12 protein-coding genes and 1 pseudogene are annotated in these 14,929 nt (G+C 68.8%); 9 read left to right on the top strand and 4 right to left on the bottom strand.

Annotation, left to right across the window (positions count from 1 at the left end):
* Nucleotides 1–62: 62 nt before the first annotated feature.
* The 6 genes and pseudogenes from ACF1BH_RS03555 to ACF1BH_RS03530 all read left to right on the top strand — a co-directional run bounded on the left by ACF1BH_RS03555 (nucleotide 63) and on the right by ACF1BH_RS03530 (nucleotide 8,366).
* A complete protein-coding gene (locus ACF1BH_RS03555) occupies nucleotides 63–1,055 on the top strand; it encodes a hypothetical protein (protein WP_391640712.1) in 993 nt (330 codons plus the stop codon).
* Nucleotides 1,056–1,290: 235 nt separating this feature from the next.
* Nucleotides 1,291–3,020 (top strand): annotated as a pseudogene (locus tag ACF1BH_RS03550) (recombinase family protein).
* 676 nt (nucleotides 3,021–3,696) lie between these two features.
* Nucleotides 3,697–4,038, top strand: a complete 342-nt coding sequence (locus tag ACF1BH_RS03545; protein ID WP_391640711.1) for an HNH endonuclease — start codon at nucleotides 3,697–3,699, stop codon at nucleotides 4,036–4,038.
* Between the two features lie 1,520 nt (nucleotides 4,039–5,558).
* Nucleotides 5,559–6,494, top strand: a complete 936-nt coding sequence (locus tag ACF1BH_RS03540) for a major capsid protein (protein WP_391640710.1) — start codon at nucleotides 5,559–5,561, stop codon at nucleotides 6,492–6,494.
* 116 nt (nucleotides 6,495–6,610) lie between these two features.
* Complete coding sequence (locus ACF1BH_RS03535) at nucleotides 6,611–7,846, top strand: helix-turn-helix transcriptional regulator (protein ID WP_391640709.1); 1,236 nt, start codon at nucleotides 6,611–6,613, stop codon at nucleotides 7,844–7,846.
* Between the two features lie 121 nt (nucleotides 7,847–7,967).
* Nucleotides 7,968–8,366, top strand: a complete 399-nt coding sequence (locus ACF1BH_RS03530; RefSeq protein ID WP_391640708.1) for a hypothetical protein — start codon at nucleotides 7,968–7,970, stop codon at nucleotides 8,364–8,366.
* A gap of 417 nt (nucleotides 8,367–8,783) precedes the next feature.
* Here ACF1BH_RS03530 and ACF1BH_RS03525 read toward each other — a convergent pair whose 3' ends face one another.
* Nucleotides 8,784–9,041: a GntR family transcriptional regulator gene (locus ACF1BH_RS03525; protein ID WP_391640707.1), complete on the bottom strand. Its 258-nt coding sequence runs from the start codon at nucleotides 9,039–9,041 to the stop codon at nucleotides 8,784–8,786.
* Nucleotides 9,042–9,214: 173 nt separating this feature from the next.
* On the opposite strand from ACF1BH_RS03525, the gene ACF1BH_RS03520 reads away from it, so the two are divergent.
* Nucleotides 9,215–9,541, top strand: coding sequence for a hypothetical protein (locus tag ACF1BH_RS03520; RefSeq protein ID WP_391640706.1), 327 nt, complete (start codon nucleotides 9,215–9,217; stop codon nucleotides 9,539–9,541).
* A gap of 282 nt (nucleotides 9,542–9,823) precedes the next feature.
* On the opposite strand, the gene ACF1BH_RS03515 is transcribed toward ACF1BH_RS03520, so the two are convergent.
* Nucleotides 9,824–10,549: a VOC family protein gene (locus ACF1BH_RS03515; RefSeq protein WP_391640705.1), complete on the bottom strand. Its 726-nt coding sequence runs from the start codon at nucleotides 10,547–10,549 to the stop codon at nucleotides 9,824–9,826.
* A 308-nt stretch (nucleotides 10,550–10,857) separates the two neighbouring features.
* Here ACF1BH_RS03515 and ACF1BH_RS03510 point away from each other — a divergent pair, with 308 nt between their 5' ends.
* Nucleotides 10,858–11,601, top strand: a complete 744-nt coding sequence (locus ACF1BH_RS03510; protein ID WP_391640704.1) for a DUF4232 domain-containing protein — start codon at nucleotides 10,858–10,860, stop codon at nucleotides 11,599–11,601.
* A gap of 255 nt (nucleotides 11,602–11,856) precedes the next feature.
* Here the strand turns inward: ACF1BH_RS03510 and ACF1BH_RS03505 are convergent, their stop codons facing one another.
* The gene (locus ACF1BH_RS03505; protein WP_391640703.1) at nucleotides 11,857–12,330 is read right to left on the bottom strand and encodes a PPOX class F420-dependent oxidoreductase; all 474 of its coding nucleotides are present in this window, start codon (nucleotides 12,328–12,330) and stop codon (nucleotides 11,857–11,859) included.
* Between the two features lie 173 nt (nucleotides 12,331–12,503).
* Nucleotides 12,504–13,622 carry a phosphoserine transaminase gene (gene serC / locus ACF1BH_RS03500; protein WP_391640702.1) on the bottom strand — a complete coding sequence of 373 codons (1,119 nt, stop codon included), beginning with the start codon at nucleotides 13,620–13,622 and terminating at the stop codon, nucleotides 12,504–12,506.
* A gap of 433 nt (nucleotides 13,623–14,055) precedes the next feature.
* Here serC and ACF1BH_RS03495 point away from each other — a divergent pair, with 433 nt between their 5' ends.
* Nucleotides 14,056–14,922, top strand: a complete 867-nt coding sequence (locus tag ACF1BH_RS03495; protein ID WP_391640701.1) for an oxaloacetate decarboxylase — start codon at nucleotides 14,056–14,058, stop codon at nucleotides 14,920–14,922.
* The last annotated feature ends 7 nt before the right edge of the window (nucleotides 14,923–14,929 follow it).

Below are 14,929 nucleotides of genomic sequence, written 5' to 3'. Positions count from 1 at the left end.
CGCCCCGCGCCCGCCCCCGCGCTCCCGTCCCCTGCCGGACCGCGGGATGGCACCCTGAGCGCATGCGTTCGCTTCTGTGCGCGGCCGGTGCCGCGGGGCTTTTGATGAGTACGGCCGTCGCACCCGCGGCCGCCGACGAGCCGGACGGCTTCCGGATCAGCGACCACCGGATCACCGAGTCCAGCGGCCTGATCGCCAGCCGCACACACCCCGGCGTCTACTGGACCCACAACGACAGCGACGACGGCCCGTACGTCTACGCCGTCGACTCCCGCACCGGCCGCACCGTCGCCACCGTCACCCTGCGCGGCATAGGCGACCCCCGCGACGTCGAGGCGATCTCGCTCGGCCCGGACGGCAACATCTACGTCGGCGACATCGGCGACAACCTCGGCGGTAAGTGGGACCACGTCTGGATCTACCGCTTCCCGGAACCGAAGCAGCTCCGCGACCAGACCGTCACCGCCACGCAGTTCGACGTGAAGTATGACGACGGGCCCCGCGACGCCGAGGCGCTGATGGTCCACCCGAAGACCGGCCGGGTCTACATCGCCAGCAAGAAGCAGGGCGGCGGCGGTGCGCTCTACGCCGCACCCGAGCAGCTGTCGACCTCCGGCACCAACGTCTTCCGCAAGGTCGCCCCGATCGACCTGTGGGTCACCGACGGCTCGTTCTCCCCCGACGGCACCCGGCTGATCCTCCGCAGCTACTTCGGCGCCCGCATGTACGCCTGGCGGGACGGCCGCCCCAAGGACCTCGGCAGCGTCGGCGTCCCCGTCCAGCAACAGGGCGAATCGGTGAGCTTCACCCCCGACGGCCGCACCCTGATGTTCGGCTCGGAGGGCGAGAACAGCCCCGTGGAACCGGTCGGCCTGAGCGGCGAACAGCTCCCCGAATCGGCGGCGGGCCAGGGCCCGGACACCGGCAAGGACGGCTCCGGCAGCACCGGGGACGAGACGACGCTCAGCCCCGGACTGGTCAAGGCGGGCCTGGTGCTGGTCCTGGCGACGGTGGTGGTGACGGGGTTGCGGAGGGTGTTCCGGCGGAAGGGGTGAGGGGCGGGCCGGGCCCGCCCGCGAGCCCTCTCGCCGAGGTGGCGGAGGTGGTCGTCGCGCACCCTTCCGCGGCCGTACCCGAAGCGCCCCGCCTCACCGCGGGGCCCCCAGCACGCAGAACTCGTTGCCTTCCGGGTCTCCCAACACTCAGAACTAGTGGTTCTGGAGTGTCGGCATGGTGGCATCGATCCTGGTCAGGCCCGGTAATGGGAATCCTTCGGCCCCTACCGGGGGCATGGGCAACACATCACGAAACCCCCTCGCGGGGACGGTCTACACCGAGACCCTGCGGGGCGTGCGGTGTGTCCGTCTGTCCGTGCTCACCAACGAGACCACCAGCCCCGACCGGCAGCGCGAAGCCGACGACATAGCGGCAGCCGCGCACAACATCAGTTTCGGCGAGGGCGACCAGCTCCGCGAAGCGGTGGACCTTGACGTTTCCGCTTCCAAGATCAGCCCGTTCGACCGTCCCGCTCTCGGCCGGTGGCTCGCCCGTCCCGACGAGTTCGACGCCCTGGTGTGGTGGCGCTTTGACCGCGCGATCCGGTCCATGGCCGACATGCACGAGCTTGCGAAGTGGGCCCGCGAGCACCGAAAGGTTCTCGTGTTCGCCGAGGGCATCGGCGGCGGGCGCATCGTCTTTGACTTCCGGAACCCCATGGACCCCATGGCGGAACTCCAGATGACGATGTTCGCCTTTGCCGCGCAGGTGGAGGCGCAGAGCATCAGCGACCGCGTCACCGGTGCCATGGCTGCGCTCCGAAACATGGCGCTGAGGTGGCGCGGCGGGGGGAAGCCCCCGTACGGCTACATGCCGGCCCCCACGCCCAAGGAACACGGCGGAGTCGGCTGGACGCTGGTACCGGACCCGATGCCGTCAAGGTCATTGAGCGCATCGTTCGTGAGTTGCTGGAAGGCAAAACGGTCTCGGCTATCGCTGTGGGGCTCAATGCCGACCAGGTGCCGAGCCCGCGCGATCACTGGGCAGTGAAGAACGGACGCAAGACCGGCGGCAAGACCGGCGGAGTCAAGGGCAAAGCCAAAGACGCGTTCCTCTGGAACCCCGCGGTCATTACGCGGATGCTCCGGAACCCCTCGCTCATCGGCTGGAAGATGCACAAGGGCAAGCCCGTCCGGGACGCCGAGGGCAACCCGGTCATGCAGACGGAACAGCCGATCATGACCCGCGAAGAGTTCGACCGGATCGGCGCCGTTCTCGACGCCCGCAGCATCGACAACCGGGAACGGTCGGACACGGACGCACTGCTGTTGCGCGTGATCCACTGCGACGCGTGCGGGGGACGCATGTACCTGAACAAGCAAGACAACAAGCAGCACCCCACGTACAAATGCAACCCCTACTCGCGAGGGTTCAAGTGCGACCAGTCCGCGAACATCCGGGGTGACTGGGCGGATGAGTACGTAACCACCGAGTTCCTGCGGCTGGTCGGCTCCATCCAGACGACACACGTAGTCGAGATTCCCGGCTACGACCCCGAACCCGAACTGCGCGCCACCCTCGCCGAGTTCAACGAGCACCAGGAACAGAAGGGACGCCAGAAGTCCCGGCACGCACGGCAGGCATGGCAGGAACGCGCGGATGCACTGGACGCACGCATCGCCGACCTTGAGACCCGAGAGAAGCGCGAGGCAGAGCGCATAGTGACCCCCACGGGCCGCACGTTCGCGGACGAGTGGGCGGAGAAGGACACAGCGGGACGGCGAGCGATGCTGATTGAAGCCGGGGTTCGGTTGAACGTACGGCGGGGCGTCCGTGGCGGGTGGCGGAAGCTGGACACGCGCCGCGTGGACTTCACGATGTCCGGAGAGCTGAACCCCGCCGCGGACGCCGTGAGCGTCGCCGCTGCGGACGATGCGGCCGAGAGGCGCGGCGATGCACCCCCGGCCCCGGGCAGCGTTGCACGGCTCGCCGATCCTGCCCCCGAACTGGTCGCCGCTGCGTAGCCGCGTACTGCCCCGGTGGGCCCTGCGCCTGCCGGGGCTTTCGTGCGCCCACAGCGGAACGAACAGCGGGAGGGGATGACGGAGTGACGGTTTAGAGGTGTTTTTTGATTACACATAAAAAATAAGAGAGAAACCCAAAACGGCATCCGGTCCGTCATTTCGTCATCGGCCCGGGAATCTCTCGTCCCCCACACCAGAGTGAGGGGGCATACGAAGGTGCCGAGCACGCCGCGAGCGGGTGCCGGGAACTTCCCGGCCCCCACAGCAGAGTGAGGGACCGAGCAGAGACCCCATGGCTGCGACGAGCGGACGCCGGGAATTCCTCGGTCCCCACAACAGAGTGAGGGCGGGACTACCGCGCACCCCGCTGACCCGCGATACGGCGGACCGAGTGCCCGACCCTCACCACCAGCTCTGCCCGTGCACCACGCACCCGCTCAGGGTGGCCGCAGGGGTCATGCAGGCAGAGCGCGGGGACCACACAAGCTCACGGGCGGGTGTGGTCCCCACGGCGTCCGCACCGGCCCCCGCCGGCGAGGACGTGCACGCCCGCTGACCCAACGGCAGAGGTGCGCGGTACCGGCCCCCGCGAGGGGAGATCCGTACGCAACCCGCAGAGTTCCCCGGTTCGAGTCCGGGGGCGGGCACTCAACGACGACGACTACAAGGGGGCGCCATGCGCTGTATCGACTGCACCGAGCCCGCGACCCATCGGGGCCGCTGCAAGACGCACCACGGGGCGTACGAGGGGCGTCCGAGTGTCCGTTCCCGGCGGGCTCAGGGGCGGCGCCGTGCGAAGCGGTCCGATGCTGCGGCACGGCTCCGACGGCGCGTGCAGGAACGGGGCTCGGCCTGGTGTGACTGGTGCTTGGGCGACTTCCCGGCGGACGCCGTTGACGTCGATCACGTACGTCCGCTGTCGCTCGGTGGTGAGGACGTGGACGGCAACGTTCAGGTCTTGTGCCGGGGGTGTCATGGGCTCAAGACGCGTACGGAGTTCGGGGCTAGCGCGATGTGAACCATGCCGCGAGCCCGCTACCCGTGGTCGTAGCGAGTGCTGCCACTAGCCACCCGGGGAAGCGCTGGATAGTCAAGTGCAGTCCACCGCAGCGAAGTTCGAACTGCGGGCGTTGCTTGGTGCCGCTTGTGTTCGAGGTCATGCCGGACAGCTTTGCACTCACACGGCGCATTTGACGAAGTGCTGTGTGTGTATAAAACACTCTGGCGAACTTGGACGCTTTGGCCGGGGCGTGCCGGAATGGCGCAGGTAGAGACGCCAAGGCTTAGATTTCCCTGTGCCCCGCGGGCCCCGCCCACCGTGCTCTGTCCTCGGGCGCCCCGAGCCGAACCGGGCCGGCGGTCTAGCGGTTCGCCCACCACGACGACACCGCCGTGACGACCGCAGCCGTGCCGATGCTCGCGAGCCACGCGGGGATGCGTAGGCGAGGCACTCGCTGGATGGTCAAGTGCAGTCCCCTGTAGCGGAGTTCGAATGCCGGGGGCGGCGCCTTGGTCGGCGTGGTGGGTTCCTTGGGCATGGCGGTGCCCTCTCTCAAGTGGGTGCCGGGAGTTCTTCAATGATGCGGCTGCCGCCGACACGTGGTGCCGCCCATCAGCGAAAGTTCAACCCGATAGGGGAAGAATTCCGAGCTGAAACACGCATGATTGCTGTGTTTAGTGGGTAAGAGATTTCGCTCGTTGCTGTTCATCGCATCTAGTGGTGTGTCAACCAGATCGACCCCGCCCGGTTGCTTGCCCCCTGACTCCATCCCACTGGTGCTGGGGAGCGGTGGGCAACCGTTTCGAACCGCGGATGCCGCAAAACCCGCAAAATGCAAACGTACGTTCGGGTTGTGTGGGCTGGTCGGGATGGTTGTTGCTGCGTGCCATGCGGTCAGTGCACACGAACTTTCGCGGCCCGGTAACCCGCACCATGGGGGCCCCACGATGGGGGTTACCCCGGTTGGTCCCCGCCGAGGAGGTGCCCCGTGCCCCGTAGATCTCGCCCACCGTGCTCTGTCCCCGGGTGCCCCGAGCTGACTCCCGCGGGTGGGCGCTGTCCACGGCACGAGAGTGAGGCGAACGCGGACCGTGCATCGAGGGGTGGCGCCGTCTACTCGTCCCTGTGGCAGCGCATCCGGCGTGCGTACCTGTACGCGCATCCGTGGTGTGTGCTGTGCGGTTCAGCGGCGAAGGTTGCGGACCATTTCCCTTTGAGCCGACGTGAGTTGATCGCAAAGGGTGATTCGAATCCGGATGCGGTGAAGCATCTTCGGCCTTTGTGTATCGCTTGTCATAACCGCGAAACGGCGAGGCTTCAGCGCGGTGGATTCGCTGCTGAAGCTGTTTCTCGTCGCGAGTCGGGCGAGCGTCCGCCGTTCTGACCAGGCGGGTACCCCTCCCCTCCCGCGCGCTGAGCGGCAGGGAGGCATTTCTTTCGCATGGCTAATTAATTCATTTCTGCGGGATGGTCCACCCGCCAGCCACCGACGAGGGGCGAACATTCGTTCGCCCTTACTTCCTTCAAAGGAGAATTTTATGGCTCTCACCCTTGCCGAATCCGCGAAGCTTTCGCTTGACCAGTTGCAGCGTGGCGTGATCGAGACTTTCGTGCAGGAGTCCCCGATCCTGGACCGGCTTCCGCTGATTCAGGTGACCGGGAACGCATACAAGAACAACGAGGAGTCCAGTCTTCCCGGCGTTTCCTTCCGGGCTGTGAATGAGGCTTACCCGGAGAGCACGGGCACGCTGAACCAGCACATCGAGACCCTCGCCATCCTCGGCGGGGATGCCGACCTGGACAAGTTCATCGTGCAGACCCGGGGCCACCTGAACGACCAGCGAGCCATTCAGACCATGCTCAAGGTCAAGGCGGCGTCGATTCACTTCGCTGACCAATTCTTCAACGGCGACACGGAAGTCAACCCGAAGGGTTTCGACGGGCTGCGCAAGCGGTTGCTCGGTGCTCAGGTGTTGGATGCGAAGGAGACCGATCCTGTAGCCAACGGCCACGACTTCTTCGACACCTTGGACGCACTGATCGCACAGGTGCGTGGCGTCAATGGCTCCAACGGAGCGCTGTACATGAACGCTGCCGTCCGGGCGAAGATCGAGTCCGGGTTCCGTCGGCTCGGCGGCGGCGAACTGCTCAGGGAGGTCATTGCAGGGAAGAGCACCGTCACGTGGAAGGGCGTCCCCCTCCTGGACGCCGGGCAGAAGCTCGACGGAGCCGACGTGCTGCCGCTCATGGCGGGCACGGGCGGGGGGCAGACCAGTGACATCTACGCGGTGCGCTTCGGTACCAGCGAAGCTGACGCCGGTGTCTCCGGACTGACCAACGGAGGGGTCCAGGTGGCCGACCTGGGCGAGGCGCACGACAAGCCCGTCTACCGGACCCGCATCGACTTCTACTGCGGTCTCGCGCTGTTCGGTGGCAAGGCAGCTGCCCGTCTGACGAACGTTCTCGTCGCATAGTGGTCCACTCATCCCCCGTGCTCGTTAGCCCAGTTGGGCTGCGAGCGCGGGGGCCTTTTGCGTACCCGGGCCAGGACGCGGGGCATACGCTGGAGAGGGAGAGGAGCAGTGATCCCATGTCCACTGGGCTTGCCGACAACGTGAGGAAGTACCGGCGGACAGCCGGTCTGAGCCAGGAGGGTCTCGCCGAGGTGGCGGACTTGTCCCTGAGCACGGTGCGCAAGGTGGAGCAGGGTGGCGACGCCCGTGTGGAAACGCTGCACGCCCTCGCTCGCGCCTTGGGGGTCACCACGTCGGCTCTGTTCGCGACCGAGGTGCCCCGGCCGGTGGTCGATGACGGGGCGAACCGTCGCTACCTCGCCGAGCTGCGTCGGGCGCTCATGCCGCCGATCGGGCTCACTGCCGTGCTGACCGAACAGGCAGAGGCAGGCGCACTCTCCACGATGCGACGTGAGATCGAGGACGGGCACGCGCTCTACCAGGCGGACCGGTATAGCTCCGTTGCGAAGAAGTTGCCGGGGTTGCTGCGTTCGACCGAAGCCGCCGTTGCCGCCCTTGAGGACGACGAGCGGCAGCAGGCGTTGATCGCGCGCTCGTACGCCCTGCTGCTGGCTGGCAAATACCTCACGCAGGTACGGCAGTACGACATGGCGTACTACGCCCTGGCGGAGGGAATCCGCCTGGCTCGGGAATCCGGCCAGACGCTCACCGCTGCCACAGGCGTCGTGGGTCTGTGCTGGTTGCTGCTCAGGCAGGACCGGTTCGACGAGAGCGAGCAACTGGCGGCGATGACCGCCGACGAGATGGAGCCCAGGTTCTCGCAGGCGTCGCCGGGTGCGCTCGCCGTGTGGGGTGAGCTGTCGCTCAGGGTCGCGTCGGCGGCCGTACGGAACAACCGCCCGGACGTGGCGCGGGAGGCCCGCAGGATGGCGGCGACGGCTGCCAGTGCGCTGGACCAGGAGCACATCGACTACCGGTCGCACTGGACGACCTTCGGTCCCGTCACCGCGGAACTCAAGGCCGTGGAGGACCTCTCCCTCATGGGCGACGCACGAGGGGTGATCCGGCGCACGGACGACGGGCCGTTGAGTGAGAAAGCCGTCCGCAACTACGGAAAGCCCAGTGCGAACAACTGGGATCGTCACCGGCTGGACGTGGCCCGAGCACACGTCCTGCTCGGCTCGCACCAGGACGCCATGGACGTGCTGACATCGATCAAGAACACGTCCGGCGAGTGGGTCAAGCACCAGTCCATGGCGCGCTACCTCATGCGCGACATCCTCAAGTCGCGGAAACGCACGTTGACACAGGACATGCGAGAGATGGCCGCTCACCTGAGTGTCGCCGAGTAGCTATCACGCTACGTGGTACATCGTTCCACGACGCCGCCGAACTACCGCTTTGCGCACGTGGATTGGCCTCCTGGATCTCCATACGGTCGCTGTGTGAACGCGACGGACCGAGGGGGCCGAGGTGACAGACAGGACCGAGAGTGACCGCAAGCGGCGGCGTGACCTTGCTGATGCGGCATTGGGGGTTCCGCCCCGATTGCTCCCGTGGTCGAGGGATGGCAAGGCGTGCTTCCTGAGCACCGACGGCGGGCCGTTCAGCTTCGTCTCCCGTCTCGCAGACGACCTGGAGGGCGTCCAGCTTGAGAGGGCCGGAGACGTGCAGGAGGCGGCCGACCGGGTGCTCACCGACCCCATGTCGCCGCATGCCGAGGTGAGATACATGGCCATTCGCCTGACCGAGTCCCTGCGCGAGGTCCTCCGGATCGCGGAGAGCCGGGGCGCTCGCATTCCGGCGCCGGACGACGGAGACGGCGAAGGTGATGAGGAGTCCCCTCTTCCCGCGGAGGGCCGCCGCCGATGATCACGCATGCTGATGTCGGGCAGCGAGTTCGGGACGGGGCCGGTCGCATCGGCGTCCTCGTTGACCTGATCCCGGATTACGAAGACCCGGCCGACCCTCCCGGGGAACGACGCAAACGGGCAACGGCCTTCCTGAGCCCCGAGGGCGGGGGGCGCGAGTGGCTCGCCTCGCCGGCAGTCGTGGTCCGCACCGACACAGACTCCGACCCGCTGAGTGATGCCCGGTAGGGCAGTCCCGCGGTTCGGACGGCGACGCTCCCGACCGGATCAGCCTTGAGCAGGGACAGGCCGTGTCCCGTCTGAGTTGACGTGCTCAGGCTCTCGCCCCGGTCCGCCCCTTGATTGGGGGTGCCGCTCCGCGGTGAGGGCGTAGCCGCTGTGACCCCGTCCGTGTCGTCCCTGTGGCGTGCGGGCGGGGTTACTTGCTGCCCTGGCGCCCGCCCTCGCCGCTGCGGTCCCGAACGAACGACCCCATGCCGGGCGTGGTGGTGATCAGCCCCTCCTCGCGCAGTGCGGCAGTTGCCTTGCGGACCGTGGTCCGGGTCACGCCGAACTCGTTCTCCAGCTGAACTTCAGAGACGAGGTGTCGCGCCGGGTACTCACCACTGTGAATGCGTCGGCGCACTACTTCGACGATCTGGTGCCACTTGGGCCGGGTGGGGTCGAACTCAAACACGCGCGGAACCTACCCATTGCCTCCAGTGGCTGCATAGAGACCCCTGTATATACCTGCACATAGACAGCTCTGTATGAACCCCGCTACCGTCAAACGCGAAAACGCCCCGGAAGGCCGGTCCTACGCGGTCCGCCGGGGCTCAGCCGACCAGCTTGCATAGGAGCTGAACGACCATGCGCGATGCTATCGCCCGTGCCCTGGTGTGCACGCTGCGGTTACTGCTGCCCGCCCGAGGAAAGCGCCGAGCCACCCCCGCCGTTCCTCCGGTGACCGCAACTGCGCCCCGCGCCGAATCTCAGGCCGTCTGGTCCCGTCCGTGGCGAGGGCCGAGCGCCGAGGACGCCCGCGCCATCTTTCACGCCGAGGAAACCCGCTCGCTCACCCCGGAACAGCGTGAACGGTGGTGGGCCGCCGCGTTCTCCGAAATCGGCGTTGACTACGACTTCCCCACCATCAACATCACGGGCGCTCGGAGCGCCCGTCAGGAGATGGCAGCGTGACCGCCGACGAGCTGTTACCGGAAGTCCCCGCGGGGCGCATGGCGCTCTGCATCGACTGTCGCAAACTGACCTGCGCGCCCATCCCCGCCCGCTGGATTCAGAGCGCTAGCGGCCCCGGGGTGACCCTCTACATGTGTCCCGAACGCGCGGTGAAGCAAGGCGCGGGCTCGACCCCCGAGAACGTACTACGCGCCCCGTAGTCGGGCGCACAGACAGCAAAACGCCCCGTTCGGCCAAGTGCCGTGCGGGGCCCTGTCGTTGGTGCTGACGTGCGCGTACGCTTCAGAACCGGTAGTTAGAGGTGTTGGGGTCGGCCAGGACCTTCCACGGCGCGTCGCCCTGGCCGATGTCGGCGGGGGTGGCGCCCAGGGCCCGGAGGCGGGCGGCCTCTGCCTCCTGGTCGTCGCCGCGGTACGGCATCACGTCGAGATGGGCGCGGCTCGGCGCGGACGTCGTGCCGGGCCGGCGGATGAGTTCCAGGTAGGGGCCGACGCCCTGCGCGGAGCGCAACACCGCGCGGTCGTCGGTCACTTCGTGCAGGGTCCAGTCCAGCGCCTCGTCCCAGAACCGGGCCAGGGCGCGCGGGTCCGCGCAGTCGACCACCAGCGCGGCGATCGGGCCGGCGTCCCGGTAGATCTCGCGCGGTTCCAGCACGCAGAACACATTGCCTTCGGGGTCGGCGAGGACTGCCCACGGGACGTCGCCCTGGCCGATGTCGGCGGGGGTGGCGCCGAGTTCCTTCAGGCGTGCGATCAGCTCCCGCTGATGGTCTGCGGAGGTGGTGGCGAGGTCGATGTGTACGCGGTACCGCACCGTTCCGGGGTCGGGGACCTTGACGACATCGACGCAGACCGCTTCGGGGGCGGGCCAGTTGAAGCCGTGGGGCGCCACGTTGGTCACCCCGGGGCCCTCGCTGGACAGGTCCCAGCCGAGGGCATTTGCCCAGAAGCGGCCGAGCGCCGCGTCATCGCGTGCCTTGAGGTTCACGTTCACCAGTCGCAGTGCCATGGGGCCGATCGTATGTGCTGAGCGTTCGTGGGGACGGTGGCGGGGAATCGGGGCGGGTGTGCAGCAACTCGGCTTGCGGTGACGGTGGTTGGGTGGCCGCGGTGGTTGGTGCGGCGGACGGGGTGGAGCCGGGTGGCGGGGGCGGAAGCGCAGGTCCGGGGCTTCCGGGCGGTCACCGGCAGCGGCTTCGGGAGGTGTTAGCGGTGCGTTAGCGGGACGCCAGCGCGGGGGCGCACCGTGAAGGAGTCGAACCCCACGGCCCGGGGCTCCGGGCAGGCCGCTCCCCCCATGGCAAAGGACCCGTCACGATGTCGCACCGCACTCCTCTCCGTCCGGTCCGTACCACCGCCGCTCTCGCGCTCGCCGCGGTCGCCGCCTTCGGCCTGACCGCGTGCGACAACTCGGACGGCGGTGCCGACGCGGCCGGTAAGTCCTCCTCGTCCCAGGCGTCCGACTCCTCGGGCGGCCAGGCGTCCGCCGCGGACGGTCAGGGCTCCGACGACGCGAAGTCCGGCGCCTCGGCCACCACCGGCGCCTCGGCCACCACCGGCGGCTCGGGCTCCTCCGGCGGCTCGGCCGGTGGTTCCGGTGCGGCGAGGGCCCGGGGGGCCGCGGCGGCCGCCTCGCAGGACAACGCGAGCGACCGTTGCGAGGCCGATGTCCTGCGGCTGGAGCTGGGGCAGAGCGACACGGGCGCCGGCAACATCCGCTACCCGCTGTCGTTCACCAACACCGGTAAGAAGAGCTGCACCCTGCGCGGTTACCCGGGCGTCGCCCTGCTCGCCAAGGACGGCTCGTCCATCGGGCACCCCGCCGACCGCGAGGGCGGCGCGGGCAGCTCCGTGACGCTGGCCCCGGGCGGGTCCGCGCACACCGTGCTGCACACCGTCAACGAGGGCCTCAAGGACGGCGGGTGCTGGAAGGACGCGGCGCTGGTCCAGGTGTACGCGCCGGGCTCGAAGATCAAGATGACCGCCCGTGCCGCCGACGGTCTGCGGGTCTGCGGCAACGAGTTCCTGGTCTCCGCCCTCGCGTCGGGCAGCGGCAGCTGACCCCGGGGCCCCGACCGGGCCCCGCCCCGGGCCTTCGGGCCCGGTCCACGGACTCGGCTCAGGGGAGTGCCTGCCCCCTTGAGCCGACCTGCGGCCCCGGGCCACCCGCCCCGGCACCGGACCTCCCCTTCCCGGTTCCGGTGGCGGGTGGCGACCGGGGCCCTCTCTGCCGGATGCCGGCACCGCCCCCCGTCGGTGCCGGCATCCGGCGCGTTCACCGCCGGCCGCGGCCCGGGCCGCAGCCGGGTCCGTGCGCTACAGCGCCCCGCCCTCGTTGTCCCAGCGCCGCTCCGCCGCGGCGTCGGCATTCCCGGCCCCGGGCTCCTTCAGGCCGGTCAGGCGCAGTTCGTAGTGGAGTGTGGTGTCGCGCATGATGCGGTGGGCGAGGGGGACGAACAGGCCGTGCAGCAGCGGGTACTTGCGGGTCAGGCTGCGGCCGGCGCGGCGGTACTCGCGAGTCGCCGGATCGAGCAGCCGCACCCGCGCCCGGTAGGTGGGGCCGGTGGGGCGGCCGCGCCAGGTGGAGCAGCAGATCTCCACATCGGGGAAGTTCCGCATCCGCTTGACCTTCGCCGCCTTGCCGTACGTACGGAAGTAGGCGTGGTCCCCGTCGACGGAGAGGTTGACCGGGGTGCCGACACCGGTGCCGTCCCGCTTGAAGGTGGTGAGCAGCACCGCGCCCTGGCGGACGAAGGAGGCGAGGTCGGGGTCGGTGGGGGGAGTGCTCATACCTCCCATGGAGGCACAGGCGGCGGCGTTCGGCCGTGGGGACGGGGCCGTTCGGGCGGCCGCCCCGCCCGGTGACGCGGACACGGCGCGGCCCCCGGATCCGGGCGGGATCCGGGGGCCGCGGTGCCGTGCCGCTCCGGGGCCGGCCGCCGTACGGCCGCGCCCCGGGAGGGTCAGAGCTTGCCGATGACGTGGTCGATGCAGACCGTCAGCGCCTCGACGTCCGCCGGGTCGACGGCCGGGAACATCGCGATCCGCAGCTGGTTGCGGCCGAGCTTGCGGTACGGCTCGGTGTCGACGATGCCGTTGGCACGCAGCGCCTTGGCGACCGCGGCGGCGTCGACCGACTCGTCGAAGTCGATGGTGCCGATGACCTGCGAACGCTTCGCCGGGTCGGTGACGAACGGGGTGGCGTACGACGACTTCTCGGCCCAGCCGTAGAGCGCCGCGGAGGAGGCGGCGGTGCGGCTCGTGGACCACGCCAGTCCGCCCTGGCCGTTGATCCACTTCAGCTGCTCGTCGAGCAGGAAGAGGGTGGCCAGCGCCGGGGTGTTGTACGTCTGGTTCTTCAGGGAGTTGTCGATCGCCGTCGGCAGCGAGAAGAACTCCGGGATGTGGCGGCCCGAGGCGTGAACGGCGCGGGCGCGCTCCAGCGCGGCGGGGGAGAAGACCGCGAGCCACAGGCCGCCGTCGGAGGCGAACGACTTCTGCGGCGCGAAGTAGTAGACGTCGCTCTCGGCGATGTCTACGGGCAGACCGCCCGCGCCGGAGGTGGCGTCGACCAGGACCAGCGCGCCCTCGTCGGCGCCGGCGACCCGCTTGACCGGGGCGGCGACACCGGTGGAGGTCTCGTTGTGGGTCAGCGCGTAGACGTCGGTGCCCGCCTCGGCGTGCGGCTCGGGGTGGGTGCCGGGGTCGGACGCGACGACGGTGGGCTCCGCGAGCCACGGCGCCAGCTTGGCGGCCTTGGCGAACTTCGAGGAGAACTCGCCGAAGGTGAGGTGCTGCGACTTGTTCTCGATCAGGCCGTGGGTCGCGATGTCCCAGAAGGCGGTGGAGCCGCCGTTGCCGAGGACGACCTCGTAGCCCTCGGGGAGCTGGAAGAGGTCGCGTACGCCGTCGCGCACCGAACCGACCAGGTTCTTGACCGGGGCCTGGCGGTGGGAGGTACCGAGCAGGGAGGAACCGGTGGCGGCCAGCGCGGCCAGCGCCTCCGTCCGCACCTTGGAGGGGCCCGCGCCGAAGCGTCCGTCGGCGGGCTTGATGTCAGCGGGAATCTGGATATCAGCCACGCAGGCAGCCTAATCCGTCCCCGATGCGGGCCCGACGCCCCGTCCACCCGGTGAGATGGGCCGTCCCGCGTGTGGGTGGGCGCGGCCCGGACCGTCGGCAATGAACAGGTAAAAGGATCGCAAGGAATTCCGTGGGGGGCTGGTTTCCCGGAGAGTGCCCAACGGGTGCCCCCGGCGCGTGGGGGCGGCCATGCGCGCCCGTGTTGACCTGGTCGGAAATCCTTCGCCCAGGAGGGCGGAATGGCGCTTCGATTCGCGTGTCGCAAGGCAATCAACGGGCAAAGTTTGCAAAGTTCTGTACGCCCCGCACGGAGCGAGGGCTCCCCCTTCGGCTCCCCCTTCCTTTCGCTGTGACGCCTCCCTTTGGCGTGCCCGCGGAACACCGGGCGCCGAGGGAAGGGTGGTATTCCCGCCTCCCCGAAATGAGGACCACATGACGTACGGAAGCGCACTGCGTGAGGAAATCCGCTCCCCCGGAACGACCCCGCTCATCGGCGTCTACGACATGTACTCGGCGTCCATCGCGGCGACCCGGTTCAACGGTTTCTTCGTCTCCGGATTCGGCTTCGCCGCCTCGCACTACGGGCTGCCCGACATCGGGTTCATCGCCTGGCCCGACATGGCAGCCTTCGTCGAAAGGCTGCGGCTGGCCTTCCCGTCCCACCATCTGCTGGTCGACATCGACGACGGGTACGTCGACCCCGAAGTCGCCTGCCACGTGGTGCAGCGCCTGGAGCGCGGCGGCGCCTCCGGCGTCATCCTGGAGGACCAGATGCGCCCGCGCCGCTGCGGGCACGCCGACGGCAAGCTGGTCCTCCCGCTCGACACGTACCTGGAGAAGCTGAACCTGGTGCTGGAGAGCAGGCAGGACATGCTGGTCGTCGCCCGGACCGACGCGACGGAGGAGTCCGACATCCTGCGCCGCGCCGCCGCGCTCGCCGAGACCGACGCGGACGTGGTCCTCGTCGACGGCGTCCGCAGCGTCGAATGGATCCGCCGTATCCGTAAGGTCATCGGCGGCAAACCGCTGCTCTTCAACCAGATCGCCGGCGGAAAGTCCCCCCGCCTCTCCCTCTCCGAACTCGCCGATCTGGACTGTCAGGTCGCCATCTACAGCACGCCCTGCCTTTTCGCCGCGCACAGCGCCATCGATGCCGCCCTCGAAGGCATTCAGAATTCCGACGGCAGATTGCCGGAATGCTCCGGAGCCCGGGCGGTCGGCGTACAGCGCTCGACGGAATTGCTGGAGAAGAACATCAGCCGCCATCACCCTCCGCGACGGCGGGCCGCGCACGTCTGAGGAACCG

Origin of the sequence: Streptomyces sp. NPDC014733, from assembly GCF_043083385.1 — a bacterium.
Classification (GTDB): Bacteria; Actinomycetota; Actinomycetes; order Streptomycetales; family Streptomycetaceae; genus Streptomyces.
The sequence above is the reverse complement of the archived record's forward strand: the minus strand, read 5'-3'. Positions and strand labels throughout refer to the sequence as shown.

What these genes read in the sequence shown, in the direction of transcription:
- ACF1BH_RS03535 (WP_391640709.1), top strand. Translation starts at nt 6,611, where the DNA reads ATGTCCACTGGGCTTGCCGACAACGTGAGGAAGTACCGGCGGACAGCC.
- ACF1BH_RS03555 (WP_391640712.1), top strand. Translation starts at nt 63, where the DNA reads ATGCGTTCGCTTCTGTGCGCGGCCGGTGCCGCGGGGCTTTTGATGAGT.
- ACF1BH_RS03540 (WP_391640710.1), top strand. Translation starts at nt 5,559, where the DNA reads ATGGCTCTCACCCTTGCCGAATCCGCGAAGCTTTCGCTTGACCAGTTG.
- ACF1BH_RS03495 (WP_391640701.1), top strand. Translation starts at nt 14,056, where the DNA reads ATGACGTACGGAAGCGCACTGCGTGAGGAAATCCGCTCCCCCGGAACG.
- ACF1BH_RS03515 (WP_391640705.1), bottom strand. Translation starts at nt 10,549, where the DNA reads ATGGCACTGCGACTGGTGAACGTGAACCTCAAGGCACGCGATGACGCG.
- ACF1BH_RS03520 (WP_391640706.1), top strand. Translation starts at nt 9,215, where the DNA reads ATGCGCGATGCTATCGCCCGTGCCCTGGTGTGCACGCTGCGGTTACTG.
- ACF1BH_RS03545 (WP_391640711.1), top strand. Translation starts at nt 3,697, where the DNA reads ATGCGCTGTATCGACTGCACCGAGCCCGCGACCCATCGGGGCCGCTGC.
- ACF1BH_RS03505 (WP_391640703.1), bottom strand. Translation starts at nt 12,330, where the DNA reads ATGAGCACTCCCCCCACCGACCCCGACCTCGCCTCCTTCGTCCGCCAG.
- ACF1BH_RS03510 (WP_391640704.1), top strand. Translation starts at nt 10,858, where the DNA reads ATGTCGCACCGCACTCCTCTCCGTCCGGTCCGTACCACCGCCGCTCTC.